The sequence below is a fragment of the Bradyrhizobium jicamae genome (assembly GCF_018130215.1).
Classification (GTDB): Bacteria; Pseudomonadota; Alphaproteobacteria; order Rhizobiales; family Xanthobacteraceae; genus Bradyrhizobium; species Bradyrhizobium jicamae_A.
In genome coordinates this window covers 46,922-62,280 of sequence record NZ_JAFCKQ010000013.1, presented here as the reverse complement: position 1 = coordinate 62,280, position 15,359 = coordinate 46,922, and the positions used below count along the sequence as shown (strand labels likewise).

At 66.7% G+C, this 15,359-nt stretch carries 14 protein-coding genes; 9 read left to right on the top strand and 5 right to left on the bottom strand.

Annotated features, from left to right (window positions below):
- Positions 1 to 184: 184 nt before the first annotated feature.
- Genes sdhC through JQ586_RS16700 form a run of 4 tightly spaced genes read left to right on the top strand, consistent with a single transcriptional unit; the run spans position 185 to position 3,622 of the window.
- Positions 185 to 583 (top strand): succinate dehydrogenase, cytochrome b556 subunit, encoded by a 399-nt coding sequence (gene sdhC / locus JQ586_RS16715; RefSeq protein WP_212395692.1) that lies wholly within the window; start codon positions 185 to 187, stop codon positions 581 to 583.
- A gap of 14 nt (positions 584 to 597) precedes the next feature.
- Positions 598 to 972, top strand: coding sequence for a succinate dehydrogenase, hydrophobic membrane anchor protein (gene sdhD / locus JQ586_RS16710; RefSeq protein ID WP_212395787.1), 375 nt, complete (start codon positions 598 to 600; stop codon positions 970 to 972).
- 3 nt (positions 973 to 975) lie between these two features.
- The gene (gene sdhA, locus JQ586_RS16705; protein ID WP_212395691.1) at positions 976 to 2,817 is read left to right on the top strand and encodes a succinate dehydrogenase flavoprotein subunit; all 1,842 of its coding nucleotides are present in this window, start codon (positions 976 to 978) and stop codon (positions 2,815 to 2,817) included.
- A 19-nt stretch (positions 2,818 to 2,836) separates the two neighbouring features.
- Positions 2,837 to 3,622 carry a succinate dehydrogenase iron-sulfur subunit gene (locus tag JQ586_RS16700; protein ID WP_212395690.1) on the top strand — a complete coding sequence of 262 codons (786 nt, stop codon included), beginning with the start codon at positions 2,837 to 2,839 and terminating at the stop codon, positions 3,620 to 3,622.
- A gap of 25 nt (positions 3,623 to 3,647) precedes the next feature.
- On the opposite strand, the gene JQ586_RS16695 is transcribed toward JQ586_RS16700, so the two are convergent.
- The 3 genes from JQ586_RS16695 to JQ586_RS16685 form a co-directional block, all read right to left on the bottom strand.
- Entirely contained in the window at positions 3,648 to 6,389 is a 2,742-nt protein-coding gene (locus JQ586_RS16695) for a bifunctional acetate--CoA ligase family protein/GNAT family N-acetyltransferase (protein WP_212395689.1), read from the bottom strand.
- 115 nt (positions 6,390 to 6,504) lie between these two features.
- Positions 6,505 to 8,382 (bottom strand): ferrous iron transporter B, encoded by a 1,878-nt coding sequence (locus JQ586_RS16690; protein WP_212395688.1) that lies wholly within the window; start codon positions 8,380 to 8,382, stop codon positions 6,505 to 6,507.
- On the bottom strand, positions 8,379 to 8,654 hold the full coding sequence (locus tag JQ586_RS16685) for a FeoA family protein (protein WP_212395687.1): 276 nt from the start codon (positions 8,652 to 8,654) through the stop codon (positions 8,379 to 8,381). Before JQ586_RS16685 ends, JQ586_RS16690 begins: the two co-directional genes overlap by 4 nt.
- A gap of 302 nt (positions 8,655 to 8,956) precedes the next feature.
- Here JQ586_RS16685 and JQ586_RS16680 point away from each other — a divergent pair, with 302 nt between their 5' ends.
- From JQ586_RS16680 to JQ586_RS16665, 4 genes are all read left to right on the top strand, one after another.
- The gene (locus JQ586_RS16680; RefSeq protein WP_212395686.1) at positions 8,957 to 11,095 is read left to right on the top strand and encodes a hybrid sensor histidine kinase/response regulator; all 2,139 of its coding nucleotides are present in this window, start codon (positions 8,957 to 8,959) and stop codon (positions 11,093 to 11,095) included.
- Positions 11,096 to 11,339: 244 nt separating this feature from the next.
- Positions 11,340 to 12,167 (top strand): FkbM family methyltransferase, encoded by an 828-nt coding sequence (locus tag JQ586_RS16675; protein ID WP_212395685.1) that lies wholly within the window; start codon positions 11,340 to 11,342, stop codon positions 12,165 to 12,167.
- Positions 12,168 to 12,264: 97 nt separating this feature from the next.
- Entirely contained in the window at positions 12,265 to 12,651 is a 387-nt protein-coding gene (locus JQ586_RS16670; RefSeq protein ID WP_212395684.1) for a VOC family protein, read from the top strand.
- A gap of 111 nt (positions 12,652 to 12,762) precedes the next feature.
- A complete protein-coding gene (locus JQ586_RS16665; protein ID WP_212395786.1) occupies positions 12,763 to 13,002 on the top strand; it encodes a hypothetical protein in 240 nt (79 codons plus the stop codon).
- Between the two features lie 239 nt (positions 13,003 to 13,241).
- Here the strand turns inward: JQ586_RS16665 and JQ586_RS41555 are convergent, their stop codons facing one another.
- Together JQ586_RS41555 and JQ586_RS41550 are read right to left on the bottom strand one after the other, a co-directional pair.
- Positions 13,242 to 13,664, bottom strand: a complete 423-nt coding sequence (locus JQ586_RS41555; RefSeq protein WP_409410995.1) for a hypothetical protein — start codon at positions 13,662 to 13,664, stop codon at positions 13,242 to 13,244.
- Between the two features lie 42 nt (positions 13,665 to 13,706).
- On the bottom strand, positions 13,707 to 13,916 hold the full coding sequence (locus tag JQ586_RS41550) for a hypothetical protein (RefSeq protein WP_409410994.1): 210 nt from the start codon (positions 13,914 to 13,916) through the stop codon (positions 13,707 to 13,709).
- Positions 13,917 to 14,068: 152 nt separating this feature from the next.
- On the opposite strand from JQ586_RS41550, the gene JQ586_RS41545 reads away from it, so the two are divergent.
- A complete protein-coding gene (locus tag JQ586_RS41545) occupies positions 14,069 to 15,235 on the top strand; it encodes an OmpA family protein (RefSeq protein WP_409410993.1) in 1,167 nt (388 codons plus the stop codon).
- Positions 15,236 to 15,359 lie beyond the last annotated feature (124 nt).

Genomic DNA, 15,359 nt, shown 5'->3' with positions numbered 1-15,359 from the left:
TGTGACGCCTCTTCTGGTATACCAGCCTGCGGATCAACCAGATTTCGGCAATGCTAACAATGAACTTCGGTTCGACCGAAGGCTATTTGGCCGTTGCGCGGAGTGATCCGACTCCGTAAATAGAATTCATCTACCGCGTTCCCCGATGGGCCGGCCGCGGTCCCACAACAACATAAAGCCGCCGATGACCGCCAGGATCGAACGACCGCTTTCGCCCCATTTGCAAACCTATCGCTGGACCCTGACGATGGCCCTGTCCATCGTCCACCGCGCCACCGGTATTGCGCTCTATTTCGGCACCCTGCTGCTCGCCTGGTGGCTGATCGCAGCGGCGTCGGGTCCGACCGCCTACGCCAACGTCCAGGCCTTCACCGGCAGTGTGATCGGCAAGCTGATCGTGTTCGGCTACACATGGGCGCTGATGCACCATCTGGTCAGCGGCATCCGCCACTTCGTCTGGGATCTCGGCTACGGCTTCAAGGCCAATGAGCGAGAGGCGCTGACCTGGGGCGCGCTGGTCGCCGGCGTCTCGCTGACCGTGCTGATCTGGATCATCGCCTATGCCGTGGGAGGTGGACGATGAGCGGCCCGTCATCGATGCGCACGCCGCTGGCGCGCGTCCGCAATCTCGGCGCCTCGCATTCCGGCACGGGTGACTTCTGGCGCCAGCGCCTCACCGCGGTGTCGATGGTGCTGCTGATCGTGCCCGTGATCACCGTCGTGATCATGCTGATCGGCCGCAACCAGGCCGGCGCGGCGCAGATCCTCGGCTCGCTGCCGATCGCCGTGATCCTGCTGCTCTTCATCATCGCCAGCACCTGGCACATGAAGATCGGCATGCAGGTCGTGATCGAAGACTACGTGCACAACGAGAAGCTGAAGCTCGCCAGCGTGATGGCCAACAACTTCTTCTGCTTCGCGGTGGCGCTGACCTCGATCTACGCAATCCTCAAATTGTCTTCCGGAGTATGACCCATGGCCGCTGAAGGTAACGGCAAGGCCACCAACGGCAGTGGCCCGGCCACGAACGGCAAGGCCTATCCGATCGAAGACCATACTTACGACGTCGTGGTGGTCGGCGCCGGCGGCGCGGGCCTGCGCGCCGTGGTCGGCTGCTCGGAGGCCGGCCTGCGCACCGCCTGCATCACCAAGGTGTTCCCGACCCGCTCGCACACGGTCGCGGCGCAGGGCGGCATCTCGGCGTCGCTGGGCAACATGCATCCGGACAACTGGCGCTGGCACATGTACGACACCGTCAAGGGGTCGGACTGGCTCGGCGACCAGGACGCGATCGAATACATGGTGCGCAACGCTCCCGACGCCGTCTACGAACTCGAGCACTGGGGCGTGCCGTTCTCGCGCACCGAGGACGGCAAGATCTATCAGCGCCCGTTCGGCGGCATGACCATCGACTACGGCAAGGGCCAGGCGCAGCGCACCTGCGCCGCCGCCGACCGCACCGGCCACGCGATGCTGCACACGATGTACGGCCAGTCGCTGCGCCACGCGGCCGAGTTCTTCATCGAATTTTTCGCCATCGACCTGATCATGGACGACCAGGGCGTCTGCCGCGGCGTGATCGCGCTCAAGCTCGACGACGGCACGCTGCATCGCTTCCGCGCCCAGACCACGATCCTGGCCACCGGCGGCTATGGCCGCGCCTATGCTTCCTGCACCTCGGCCCATACCTGCACCGGCGACGGCGGCGGCATGGTGCTGCGCGCGGGCCTGCCGCTGCAGGACATGGAGTTCGTCCAGTTCCATCCGACCGGCATCTACGGCTCGGGCTGCCTTGTCACCGAGGGTGCCCGCGGCGAAGGCGGCTATCTCGTCAACTCCGAGGGCGAGCGCTTCATGGAGCGCTATGCCCCCTCGGCCAAGGACCTCGCCTCGCGCGACGTCGTCTCGCGCGCGATGACCATCGAGATCCGCGAGGGCCGGGGCGTCGGCAAGAAGAAGGACCACATCTTCCTGCACCTCGATCATCTCGATCCGAAGGTGCTGCATGAGCGCCTGCCCGGCATTTCCGAATCCGCCAAGATCTTCGCCAATGTCGACGTCACCCGCGAGCCGATCCCGATCGTGCCGACGGTGCACTACAACATGGGCGGCATCGCAACGAACTATCACGCCGAAGTGCTGACCAAGCGCAATGGCGACGACAATTCGGTGGTGCCGGGCCTGATGGCGATCGGTGAAGCGGCCTGCGTGTCGGTGCACGGCGCCAACCGGCTCGGCTCCAACTCGCTCATCGACCTCGTGGTGTTCGGCCGCGCGGCGGCGCTGCGCCTCGCCGAGAAGCTGACCGCGAACGCCAAGCAGCCGGAGCTACCGCAGGATTCGGCCGACCGTGCGCTCGGCCGGCTCGACCATTTCCGCCATGCCTCGGGCGACACGCCGACCGCCAAGCTGCGCGACAGCATGCAGCATGTGATGCAGAACAATTGCGCGGTGTTCCGTACCGGCGAGGTGCTGCACGAGGGTCAGAACCTGATCCACAAGGTCTATGGCGGCGTCGGTGACATCTCGGTGGCCGACCGCTCGCTGGTATGGAATTCCGACCTGGTCGAGACGCTCGAATTCGACAACCTGATCGCGCAGGCGGTGGTGACGATGGATTCGGCGGCGAACCGCACCGAAAGCCGCGGCGCGCATGCCCGCGAGGACTTCTCGGCGCGCGACGACAAGAACTGGATGAAGCACACGCTGGCGTGGCTCGATCCCGCCGGCAAGACCACGATCGACTACCGCCCGGTGCACGATTACACGATGACCAACGACGTGCAGTACATCCCGCCGAAGGCGCGGGTCTACTGACAACGAAGGCTGAGCAAGCATGGTTGAATTCGCACTTCCGAAGAATTCGAAGATTTCCGGCGGCAAGACCTGGCCGAAGCCTTCCGGCGCGACCGAGACGCGCGAATTCCGGGTGTATCGCTGGAACCCGGATGACGGCAAGAATCCGAGCGTCGACACCTACTATGTCGACACCCACGATTGCGGGCCAATGGTGCTGGACGGCCTGATCTGGATCAAGAACAACATCGATCCGACGCTGACCTTCCGCCGCTCCTGTCGCGAAGGCGTCTGCGGCTCCTGCGCGATGAACATCGACGGCCAGAACACGCTCGCCTGCACCAAGTCGATGCACGACGTGGCCGCCGGCGGCGCGGTGAAGATCAACCCGCTGCCGCATCAGCCCGTCGTCAAGGACCTGGTTCCCGACCTCACCAATTTCTACGCCCAGTACGCCTCGATCGAACCGTGGCTGAAGACCAGCACGCCGACGCCGCAGAAGGAGTGGAGGCAGAGCCACGAGGACCGCGAGAAGCTCGACGGACTCTACGAGTGCATCCTGTGCGCCTGCTGCTCGACCTCCTGCCCGAGCTACTGGTGGAACAGCGAGCGCTTCCTCGGCCCCGCCGCGCTGCTGCAGGCGACCCGCTGGGTCACCGACTCCCGCGATGAGGCAACCGGCGAGCGGCTCGACAATCTCGAGGATCCGTTCCGCCTCTATCGCTGCCACACCATCATGAACTGCGCCAAGGCGTGCCCGAAGGGCCTCAACCCCTCCGAAGCGATCGCCGAGCTCAAGCTCAAGCTGGTCGAACGCCAGATCTGATCAGGCACGCGAGCCGCGTCGATCATCATCGATGGGGTCGGATCAGGATATCTGATCCGATGGCGTCGACGGTGGATCGATCGAGTTCGAGCACGACGTCGACGATGCTGGGATCGGCCGGATCCATGGTGACCGTGAACCCGAGATCGCGGCACATGCCCAGCATCGTGGTGTTCTCGGTCAAGACCTGACCGGACAGGCGCTGCAATCCCTCCGATCGCGCATAGTGGATCAGGAGCTGCATCAGGGCCCATCCTAGGCCTTTGCCCTTGAGGTCGGACTGCAGCAGGATCGCGTACTCCGCATTTTCATACAGCGAGTCCGAATGCAGCCGAACCGCTCCCATCATCTGGCCTGTCTTCGGATCCAGCGCCACGAAGGCCATCGCGCGCGCGTAATCGAGCTGGGTCAGGCGCGCGATGAACGCGTGCGAGAATTCCTTCATCGCATGGAAGAAGCGCAGCCTGAGATCTTCGGCGGTGACGCGCCGGAAGAAGCTGTCGACCATCGGCTCATCCTCCGGACGCATCGGCCGCACCATCACATGCGATCCGTCTCTCAGGCCGAGTTCTCCCTCCCATTGCGATGGGTACGGCCTGACGGCGAGCCTGGTAAGACCCGCGAACAGTCGCGCCGGCTTGCGGATCGCCACGCGCGCATCGAGCGCGAGCACGCCCGTCTCGTCCGCGAGCATCGGGTTGATATCGAGTTCGGCAACTTCGGGAATGTCCGCCGCCATCTGCGCCAGCTTGACCAGAGTGAGCGGCACGACGTCGGGCGCTACGGCAGGCACATCGCGATAGCCGCCGAGCAACCGTGAGACGCGAGTGCGACCGACGAGGTCACGCGCAAGATTGATGTCGAGCGGCGGCAGCGCCAGCGCCTTGTCGTTGATCACCTCGACCGCAGGGCCGCCCCGACCGAATACGATCACCGGACCGAAGGTCGGATCGTCGGCGATACCCAGGATCAGTTCGCGCGCCGCCCGCCGCACGATCATCGGCTGGACCGTCACGCCTTGCAGGTCGGCGTCCGGCCGCGCGCTTCGCGCCCGCGCCAGGACGGTCCTCGCGGCTTCGACGACGGCCTCTTTCGAGCGGAGGTCGAGGATGACCCCGCCGACATCGGACTCGTGTCTGATGTCGCGCGAGCGCACCTTGACCACGACTGCCGTTCCCTCGGCCAGGAACGACGCCGCCTTCTCCGCGGCGTCCTCGGCGTCACGGGCGGCAACGGTTGGAACGATCGGAATACGATAGGCCTCGAACAAGGCGACGATCTCGGCGGGATCGAGCCACGACCGCCCTTCCGATAGCGCTTTTGCGACCACGTGCCGCGCCGCCGCCGTCTCCGGCGTGAACACCGATGCGATGCTCGGCGGGGTCGCGGCGAGCGCCGTGGAGGCCTCGCGATAGCGCACCAGATACATGAAAGCACGCACCGCATCGTCTTCAGTCGGGAAATGCGGGATGCGGGCCGCTTCGAAAGTTGCGCCGGTGCGCTCGTCGGCGCCGACCCACGCCGCAAGCACCAGCGCCGCGACGGCACTCCGCGTTGCCCTGCGTTCGCGAACACACTGCGCCACCGCCTCGGCAATCTGTCCGGCCGGTGCCACCGCCGTTTCCACATTCGCAACCAGGATGGCGTCGCTGTCGGCATCCTCGAGCAGCGCCGAGAGTGCGGACACGTAGCGGGCTGCATCGGCGTCGCCCGAGATGTCGACAGGATTGGCGCGCGACCAGCCCTGCGGCAAGACCTCGTCGAGCCGTGCGATCGTCTCCGCCGTCAGCACCGCGGGAGCGCCTCCGAACCCGGCCAACCGATCGGTCGCGAGAATCCCGAGCCCGCCGCCGTTGGTCAGGATCGCCAGCCGGTTGCCGCGCGGGACGAAGCCGCGACCAAGCAGTTCCGCGCAATCGAACAGTTCGCGAAGGTCATACACCCGCAGCATGCCGGCACGGCGGAAGGCGGCGTCGTAAACGGCATCCGAGCCCGCCAGCGCGCCGGTATGGGTCGCAGCCGCCCTTGCCCCCTGCGCCATCCGCCCCGACTTGACGATGATGACGGGCTTCAGCCGCGCCGCGGCCCGCGCCGCGGACATGAACTTGCGGGCATCCTTGACCGCTTCAAGGTAGATCAGGATCGCCCTGCTGTGATCGTCCAGCGCGAAATAGTCGAGCAGATCGGCGACATCGACATCGAGCTGGTCGCCGATCGAGACGATGCCGGAGAAGCCGAGCCGCCGCTCGGCCGCCCATTCGATCATCGCGGCTGCGACGGCGCCGGACTGCGAAATCAGGGCCACGTTTCCGTCGGAGGGGTGATGCGCCGCAAAGCTCGCATTGAGTTTTGCGCGCGGCACCATCAAGCCGATGCAATTGGGTCCGATCAAGCGCATGCCGTGCATGCGCGCCGTCTGCCCGGCGGTCTCCGCAAGCGAGCCCGCATCGTGGCCGAGACCGGCCGAGAGGATTACCGCGCCGGCGACACCGGCCGCGCCCGCCTCCGCCACGATCTCCGGAACCGCATCCGCCGGCGCACTGATGACGACGAGGTCCGGAACGAAGCCGAGCGACGCCAGATCCGGAACGGCCGGCACGCCGCTGACGTCGCCATATCGCCGATTGACGACCCCGAGCCTGCCGGCGAAGCCGCCCGCCTTGACGTTTCTGAGCACCGCTGCGCCGAGCGACGACGAGCGCGGGCTGCCGCCCATGATCGCCACGCCTCGTGGAAAAAATATCCGTTCCAGGCCAAAGGTCGACATTGCACGATCTCGCTGAAAACGAGCGCAGGCGCCTGCCGCAGTGCCCTCGAAGCAACTCCGCTCTTCGTTCTACAGTTGCAGTTTTGAGCCGAAATGACGGATTCCCGTGGCTCGACTATTGGATGCCCAGCGCCTGCGCCAGGTGGAAGGTCAGCAAGCTCGCGGCATAGGCCAGCGCAAGCATGTAGACGAACGTCACCACCATCCACTTCGCACTGCCGGTTTCGCGGCGGATCACCGCCAGGGTCGAGGCGCATTGCGGGGCGAAGATGTACCAGACCAGCAGCGACAGTGCCGTCGCCAGCCCCCATTTCTGCGCCAGCACCTGGCCGATCTGGTCCGCCGCTTCCTTGCCGCCCTCGATCGAATAGACGGTGCCGAGCGCCGCGACTGCGACCTCACGCGCCGCCATGCCCGGGATCAGCGCCACCGCGATCTGCCAGTTGAAGCCGATCGGCGCCAGCAGCGGCTCGAGCGCGTGGCCGATCATCGCGGCAAAGCTGTAATTGATCGCCGGTCCAGGGGATCCATCGGGCGCAGTCGGGAACGACGCCAGGAACCAGATCAGCACCATCATCGACAGGATCGTGGTGCCGGCGCGATACAGGAACGCCTTGGCACGATTGAGCACGCCGATCGCGATGCTCTTCAGCTGCGGCACCTTGTAGTCGGGCAGCTCCAGCATGAACGGCGCCGGCGCGTGGTCGCGCCACAGAAAGAACTTTGCGACGGCCGAGACGGTCAGCGCGCTGGTGATGCCGGCGGCATAAAGGCCGAACATCACGAGCCCTTGCAAATTGACCCAGCCCCACAGCCTCGTTGCCGGAACGAAGGCCGAGATGATCAGCGTGTAGACCGGAATCCGCGCCGAACAGGTCATCAGCGGCGCGATCAGGATCGTGGTCAGCCGGTCGCGGCGATTGTCGATCACCCGCGTCGCCATGATGCCCGGGATCGCACAGGCAAAGCTCGACAACAGCGGAATGAACGCGCGGCCATGCAACCCGGCGCCGCCCATGATGCGGTCCATCAGGAACGCAGCACGCGCCATGTAGCCGAAATCCTCCAGCAGCAGGATGAACAGGAAGATCATGATGATCTGCGGCAGGAACACGATCACGCTGCCGACACCCGAAATCACGCCGTTCTGCAGGAAGCTTTGCAGCAGGCTCCAGCTATCGGGCAGCACGTCGTGGACCGCTTGCCCGATCACCGAGAAACCGTCCGACAACAGCTCCATCACCGGCTGCGCCCAGCTGAACACCGCCTGGAACATCACGAAAAGGATCAGCGCCAGGATCATCACGCCCCAGACCGGATGCAGCACCACGGCATCGATCTTCGTCGTCAGCGTGTCCGGCTTGGTCGGCATCGTCACTGCGGCGGCGATGATGCGATCCGCCTCGCGCTGCGCGGCCTTGAGATCGGAGATCGTCGGCGTCGTCCACTGGTTGGCGGCCCGTTCCGCTTTCGCGCGGGAGAGGAAGTCGTCGGTCCGGCGCAACAGCTCGTCGACGCCGCCCTTGCGGACCGCGACCGAGGTGACGATCGGCAGGCCAAGCTCCTGCGACAGGCGCTCGAGATTGATGTCGACGCCGCGGCGCCTGGCGATGTCGATCATGTTGAGGACCAGCATCATCGGCCGGCCGACGCGCTTGAGCTCGAGCACGAGGCGGAGCGTCAGCCGCAGATTGGTCGCGTCCGCGACGCAGAGCACGAGGTCGGGAACTTCTTCGCCGGCGAAGCGCCCGAGCACGATGTCGCGGGTGATCTCCTCGTCCGGGCTGCGGCCGCGCAGCGAGTAGGTGCCGGGCAGGTCGAGCACGGTCACGCTGCGGCCCTCCGGCGTGACGAAGCCGCCGGATTTGCGCTCCACCGTGACGCCGGGATAGTTGGCGACCTTCTGGCGGCTTCCGGTGAGACTGTTGAACAGCGAGGTCTTGCCGGTGTTCGGCGCACCGACCAGCGCCAGGCGCAGAGGTACCGTTGTCATTCGACGATCACAGCCATGGCTTCGCTCCGGCGCAGCGCGATGGTGTTGTTGTCGACGCGCACCGCGATCGGGTCGCGCCGGATCATGCCCTCATGCAGGATTTCCACGCGCGCGCCCTCGACGAACCCCATTTCGACCAGCCGTTGCTCCAGCTCCTGCGGCGATAGCGACGATCCCGTCACCAGCGCCTCGAGCCTGAGGATTTTGCCGACAAAACCGCGATCCGCACCACCGAGCCGGATGTCCTTCGAGCTTTTTGGATCGCCTGTCATACGGCCTGTTTTTCAGCAGCTAATCACAGGGTCAAGCATTTGCCCGTGCAAGGTTTTAGAACTCCTAAAAACAGCTGCGACCCACTTCGGCCCGGCGGATTTTCCCCTCGACCACGGCTCGCCGCCAGCCGGGCCGTGTACGGCTGCGTCCGGCAGCGGCCCCGTCGATCGCAAGACCGGTTCGCGGCCTGCCGGGCAATCGACCGCCTCTCGGCTGCGGCCGGCTCCGAACCTCCAGGGCTGGGATTTGCTTCCTCAGGCGCGACGGTTTGCGTTAATGTTCGCCTCGAGTCGGAGCCCCCGTGCAGACCGCACAACCTAGTTCGCTGAGACTGCTGCAATGGATGATGGCCGCGTCGCTGGCCCTTCCGCTGGCGCTGTTCTTGTTCGCCTCCGCGATGTCCTGGGTCTCGACCAACGAGGCCGCCGACCGCGAGATCGAGCGCACGCTCGACGTGGCCCACGAGCACGCCCTCAAGGTGTTCGAGACCATCGACGGCAGCCTCTCGGAAATCGCCGAGATGATCCGCGGCCTGCCCGATGACGGCATCGCCGCGCGCGAGGAGAGCCTGCATCAGCGGCTGGGCCAGCTCACGGCGTCGCTGCCGCAGATGAAATCGGCCTGGATCTTCGACGCCAGGGGTCACGCCCTCGCCAACAGCCTGACGGTGCCGGCCCCCGACATCGATTTCTCCGATCGCGACTACTTCAGGGCGCAGGTCGACGGCGACGCCGGCACCTTCATCAGCGAGGCAATGAAGCCACGTGCCCCCTATCAGGGATCGGCGTTCTTCGGCGTCAGCCGCCGGCGCAGCCACGAGGACGGCAGCTTCGGCGGCGTCATCCAGGCGTCCGTGCTGCCCGAATATTTCGAGAATTTCTACGCTCGGATCGGGCGCGAGCGCGGCAGCTTCTTCGCCCTGATCCGCGCCGACGGCGCGGTGTTGGCGCAATTCCCTGTCATCGACCACCCGTTCCGGTTCGAGCCGAGCGGTGACCTCGGACAACAGCTCACCGCCAATCCGCTCTCCGGCCTCTTTACGATGATCTCGCCGGCCGACGGCATCGAACGGCGGTTGGGTTATCGGCGGCTTGCGGAATACCCGATCTATGTCGCCGCCGGCCTCGAGACCGCGGCGATCCGCGCGCGCTGGATCAGCGCCATGGCCCAGCATCTGATCTTCGGGGTGCCGGCCACCGCCCTGCTGTTCCTGCTGCTCGCGCTGGCCTTCCGCCGAACCAAGCATCTGCAAAGGGAGGCCAGCCGGCGCATGGAGGCCGAGGAGGCGCTGCGGCACGGCCAGCGGCTGGAAGCGCTGGGACAGCTCACCGGCGGCGTCGCTCACGACTTCAACAATCTCCTGACCGTGATCCGCGGATCGGTCGACATGTTGCGGCGGCGGGATCTGCCGGAGCCGCGGCGGCAGCATTACATCGATGCGATCTCCAACACCGTGAACCGCGCCGCCAAGCTGACCGGACAGCTCCTGGCGTTCGCGCGGCGGCAGGCCCTCAAGCCCGAGGTGTTCGACGCCGTCCAGAGCGTGCAGACGCTGAGCGAGATGATCGCAACCCTGATCGGGTCGCGCATCGAGATCGTCACCGAGGTGCCGGACGTGCCCTGCCTGATCAACGCCGATGCAGGCCAGTTCGAGACCGCTGTGATCAACATGGCGGTGAACGCGCGCGACGCCATGGCCGGCACCGGCCGGCTCACGATCGCGGTGCGTCGGGCCGACGCGCTGCCGTCCGGGTTCAGCAGTCCACCGAGCCCGCACGGCCACGTCGCGGTATCGGTGGCCGATACCGGAATCGGGATTCCGCCGGAATTGCTGGGCCGCATCTTCGAGCCGTTCTTCACCACCAAGGAGGTCGGCCAGGGCACCGGCCTCGGTCTGTCGCAGGTGTTCGGCTTCGCCAAGCAGTCCGGCGGCGAGGTCGACGTGGCGAGCGAGGTCGGCAAGGGCGCGACCTTCACGCTCTATCTGCCGCGCGCGACCGGCACCGGCCGCGCGCAATCACTGCTCCCAGAGGACACGGCGGCACATGCGAGCGGCACCTCGGTGCTGGTTGTCGAAGACAATCCCGAGGTCGGAAACTTCGCCGTCGATGCGCTGACCCAGCTCGGCAACACCGCCGTGCTGGTCGACAACGCCACCCACGCGCTGGAGGAGCTCGCAACCGACGCCGATCGATTCGACGTGGTGTTCACCGACGTCGTGATGCCCGGCATGAGCGGTATCGAGCTCGCGCAGGAAATCCGCCGGCAAGGTCTCGACGTGCCGATCGTGCTCGCGAGCGGTTACAGCCAGGTGCTGTCGCAGCAGGGCAGCTACGGTTTCGAGCTGCTGCAGAAACCCTATTCCGCCGAGCAGCTGCTGCGCGCGCTGCACAAGGCGGCACGCTCGAACCGGGTCAGGCGGCACCAGGCGCCGGCGTGATGGGACGGCACCGAGTGGGTGACGCGACCCGAAGCAAATTCGGTGTCATCACCCGCGCATACGTCGGCGTCTTTGGCGAGTGAGGGACGCACTCTGGACGGGTTCCCTCTCCGCAAGGGAGAGGGAGCCCGACCAGCGCGCTCTCTTCACTATCGCTGCAGGGGCGAACGAAACGAGACCCCGTGACCGTTGGAGTCCCCATCAAAACCGGCTATGCATGCGCCGCTTTCGACGAGGACGACACTTGATCCCCAGTAACGATACGTCGCCGGCGCCGTTCGGCGCGTTGGCGCCGAATGCGGCGCAGGCCGCCATCATCCGCCTTGCGCACAACAGCGGACTTAAGCGCGGCGCATTCCGCCCGTGGCTGTCGCGCCTCGTCAACCTGTTCGGCTCGGGACCGCTCGACGTGCTCTATCAGGGCGCCTCGTTCCGCTTCTATCATCAGGCGAGCGCGACCGAGCGCGGCGCGCTGTTCAATCCCGACTACAATCTCCAGGAGCTCGACTTCCTGCGACGGCATGTCGGCGCGGGCGGCATCTTCGTCGATCTCGGTGCCAATGTCGGCACCTATGCGCTGGCGCTGGCGCGCGATGTCGGGCCCACCGGCAAGGTGATCGCGATCGAGCCGCATCCGGTGACGCATACGCGACTCAAGTTCAACACCGAAGCCTCCGGCTATGCGCAGGTGCGGCTCGTCGCGGCTGCAGCCGGCCCGACCGACGGCGAATTGATGATCGAGACCGACGGCGACAATCTCGGCGCCAGCCATATCGTTACCGGTACGCCCACCGGCAAGGCGTTCAAGGTGCCCTCGCTGCGGCTGCAACGCATCCTCGAAGAGGCCGGCGCGACCAAAGTCGACGCACTCAAGATCGACGTCGAAGGTTTCGAGGACCGGGTGCTGATCGGCTTCTTCCACGATGCGCCCGAGGCGCTGTGGCCGCACGCGGTGGTGATCGAGCATCTCTCGCAGGACGAATGGACCGACGATTGCCTCGCGGACATGCACGCGCGTGGTTACGTCGAGCAGGGCCGGACGCGAAGCAATACGCTGCTGACGCGGGAATGAGGGTTGCCCGCTCTCACCCCGTCATTGCGAGGAGCTTGCGACAAAACTGCAAGGCAGCTTTGCGCAGAAGCGACGAAGCAGAGAAGGGAGGCTCGCAATGATCGACCACATCGGCTTCTCGGTCTCGGATTATGCGCGTGCCAAGGCGTTCTATCAGACCGCGCTGGCGCCGCTCGGCTACAGCCTGATCATGGAAGTGCCCGCGGAGCTGACCGGCCATGAGCCTGCGGCCGGCTTCGGTGCCAACGGCAAGCCGGATTTCTGGATCGGCGGCGAAGGCGCGATGAACAAGCCGGTGCACATCGCGATCGTTGCGAAGGATCGCGCCACCGTGGATGCGTTCTACAAGGCCGCGCTGTCGGCCGGCGGCCGCGACAATGGTCCGCCCGGCATCCGCGCGCACTATCACCCGAACTATTACGGCGCGTTCGTGCGCGATCCCGATGGTCACAACATCGAGGCGGTCTGTCACTCGCCGGAATGAACTTGTCGCGCGGGAACGTCGCCATCCGCCGTCGGTTGTCGCTTCGCCATTTTGATGGAGCGATGAATGATCACGGTGCGTTCCGACATGGTCAGGAACCCGACGGGCCTGATGCCGGAGCCGATCGAGCCGCCCGGGATTCCGCCGGCGACGCCGGGAACACCGAGTGAACCGCCGCCGGGAATCCCTCCAGGCAATCCCAATCCGGAGATTCCACCGCCGGTGCACGACCCCGGCGAACCGCCGCGGCCGGATGAACTGCCAGGCAACATGCCCGATGAACTGCCGGTGCCGGGACCGCCCGGCCCGACCGCACCGCCGCCCGCGACGGACTGTTCAGACGCTCGGTGAGCCGCCCCGGCAACGGCTCGTGAGGGAGTTTCGACGCCGTCTTTTCCATGTCCGGGCGTTTCTTCTGAATGCGTGCTGAACAAACGCGCATGCAACCCGTTATGATGTCGAAATAAAGTACCCTCCTGATTCGTTTCCCGCCACAATCCGGCCTAACGGCTGGCTGTTCATCGTCCCGCCGAACAGTTCGGTTATTACCCGTCCTTCCTGCCCCGACGCTCCGCCGAGGATTCCAGATATCATGACAAAGCTTCGTCTCGTGCTGCTTGCCACGACTGCGCTGACGTTGATGCAGTTCGCCGCCTCAGCTTCGCACGCACAAACCTCGCCGCTGGTCGTCGCACAGGCGCAGCCGAAGGAAGAGCTTGGCCCGGATGGAAAGCCGAAGCCGCGTCCGGCGCCGGGCGCTCCCGCTCGACCGACGCCGCCCGCTGCCGCGCCGCATCCGGCGCCACCGCCACCAGCCGCGCCGGCACGCCCGACGCCTCCGCCGCCTGCGGCAGCTCCGGCACATCCTGCCCCGCCGCCGGCAGCCGCACCGGCCCGTCCAGCACCGCCGGCCCCGCCAGCGGCAGCACCGGCGAGACCCACACCAACCCCGCCGCCCGCTGCAGCTCCCGCGCGCCCCGCTCCCCCGGCGCCGCCGGCGGCTGCGCCGGCACGGCCGGCTCCGACTCCGCCGCCCGCTGCGGCACCCGCGCGTCCTACTCCGCCGGCGGCCGAACCGGCGCGTCCGGCTGCGCCGCCGCCCGCGGCGGCCCCGTCTCACGTCCCGCCGACACCAGCCCCGAATGCGGCTCCGGCAGCTCGCCCCTCGACATTGCCGGCCACACCCGCTCCCGCGGCGCCGCCGGCTCCTGGTGCACGACCGGCCCCTGGCACTCCACCGGCGGCCGCGCCGGCTCCCGGTGCAAGGCCGGCTCCGGGTACACCGCCCGCCGCCGCGCCGGCCCCGACGCCGCCGGCCGGTGGCGCACAGCCGCCTGCACGTCCCGGTACCTTGCCCGGACAGCCCCCGGCTGCGGCCCCAGCGGCGCCGGCTCCGGGCCAGCAGGGACGCCCCAATGTGCTGCCCGGAACGCAGCCTCCGGCCGCCGCGGCACCGCCCGCTGCCGCGCCGACGATCGCGCGCCCGGCCGGCCCGCCGGCACCCACAATCGTCCCCGGGTCGGCGGCGGCGACACCGCCGCCCAACAAGCCGCAATACGCCCCGCCGATGGCTTCATCGGCCTTCCGCGCCGCGCCCCAGGTGGCAGCGCCGCTGCCGCCGCCGCCGCGGCGTGACCTGACTCCACTCGCCGTCGGCGCGGGCTTCGTCGCCGGCGCGATCGTCGGCGCGACCATCGCCGACCTGCAGGGTCAGCGACAGGTGGTCGTCGAAGGTGGCCGCACCGTCTATACCGAACCGGATCGGGTCATCGTCGTCGATCCGAGCGGACAGGCTTATGTCCGCGGCGACGATCTCTACCGCTTCCGTTACGGCGCCCGCGACATCCGCACCGAGACGGTCGGCGGCGAGACGCGCACCATCGTGATCCGTCCCGACGGCAGCCAGATCATCACGGTGGTCGGCCCCGACGGCCAGTTGCTGCGCCGGATCCGCAGGGGTCCGGACGGCCGCGAACTCGTCATCATCGACAACACTTATCGCGATCCGCGCGCAGTCGGCGGCTTCTATGTCGATCTGCCGCCGCCGGTGGTGCGTATCCCCTATGATCGCTACATCGTCGCAGCCGACGCAGCTTCGCCCGACCTGATCTACGAAACCATGGAAGCTCCGCCGGTGGACCGGATCGACCGTCGCTATACGCTCGAGGAGATCCGCTACAGCCCGAACGTGCGCATGCTGATGCCGTCGATCGACGTCAACACCATCAACTTCGACTCCGGCTCGTGGGCGATTCCACCGGACCAGGCGGCAAAGCTGCAGGCGATCGCCGACGGCCTCAACCGGGCGATCCAGCGCAACCCGCGCGAGGTGTTCCTGATCGAGGGCCATACGGATGCGACCGGCAACGACACCGACAATCTGTCGCTGTCCGATCGCCGTGCGCAGTCCGCGGCCGAACTGCTGACACAGCAGTTCAACGTGCCGGCCGAGAACCTGACGTCGCAGGGCTATGGCTCGCAATATCTGAAGGAGCAGACCGACGGACCAAGCCGCATCAATCGCCGCGTCACCGTCCGCCGCATCACCCCGCTGCTCACCGGCGACGCCAGCGCGCCGCGCTGAGCGCGTGCAGGATCAAAAATCAAAATGGCCGGGAGCGATCCCGGCCATTTTTGTTTGGGCGTGCGAAGAGACATCGAAGCCAGCGGGGCGCTTGCTTCACCTCGCTTGCGGGAAGAGCCCTGAT

Excerpts from the sequence above, each read along its gene's own strand:
- sdhC (WP_212395692.1), top strand. The coding sequence starts at position 185 with ATGACCGCCAGGATCGAACGACCGCTTTCGCCCCATTTGCAAACCTAT.
- sdhD (WP_212395787.1), top strand. The coding sequence starts at position 598 with ATGCGCACGCCGCTGGCGCGCGTCCGCAATCTCGGCGCCTCGCATTCC.
- sdhA (WP_212395691.1), top strand. The coding sequence starts at position 976 with ATGGCCGCTGAAGGTAACGGCAAGGCCACCAACGGCAGTGGCCCGGCC.
- JQ586_RS16700 (WP_212395690.1), top strand. The coding sequence starts at position 2,837 with ATGGTTGAATTCGCACTTCCGAAGAATTCGAAGATTTCCGGCGGCAAG.
- JQ586_RS16695 (WP_212395689.1), bottom strand. The coding sequence starts at position 6,389 with ATGTCGACCTTTGGCCTGGAACGGATATTTTTTCCACGAGGCGTGGCG.
- JQ586_RS16690 (WP_212395688.1), bottom strand. The coding sequence starts at position 8,382 with ATGACAACGGTACCTCTGCGCCTGGCGCTGGTCGGTGCGCCGAACACC.
- JQ586_RS16685 (WP_212395687.1), bottom strand. The coding sequence starts at position 8,654 with ATGACAGGCGATCCAAAAAGCTCGAAGGACATCCGGCTCGGTGGTGCG.
- JQ586_RS16670 (WP_212395684.1), top strand. The coding sequence starts at position 12,265 with ATGATCGACCACATCGGCTTCTCGGTCTCGGATTATGCGCGTGCCAAG.
- JQ586_RS16665 (WP_212395786.1), top strand. The coding sequence starts at position 12,763 with ATGCCGGAGCCGATCGAGCCGCCCGGGATTCCGCCGGCGACGCCGGGA.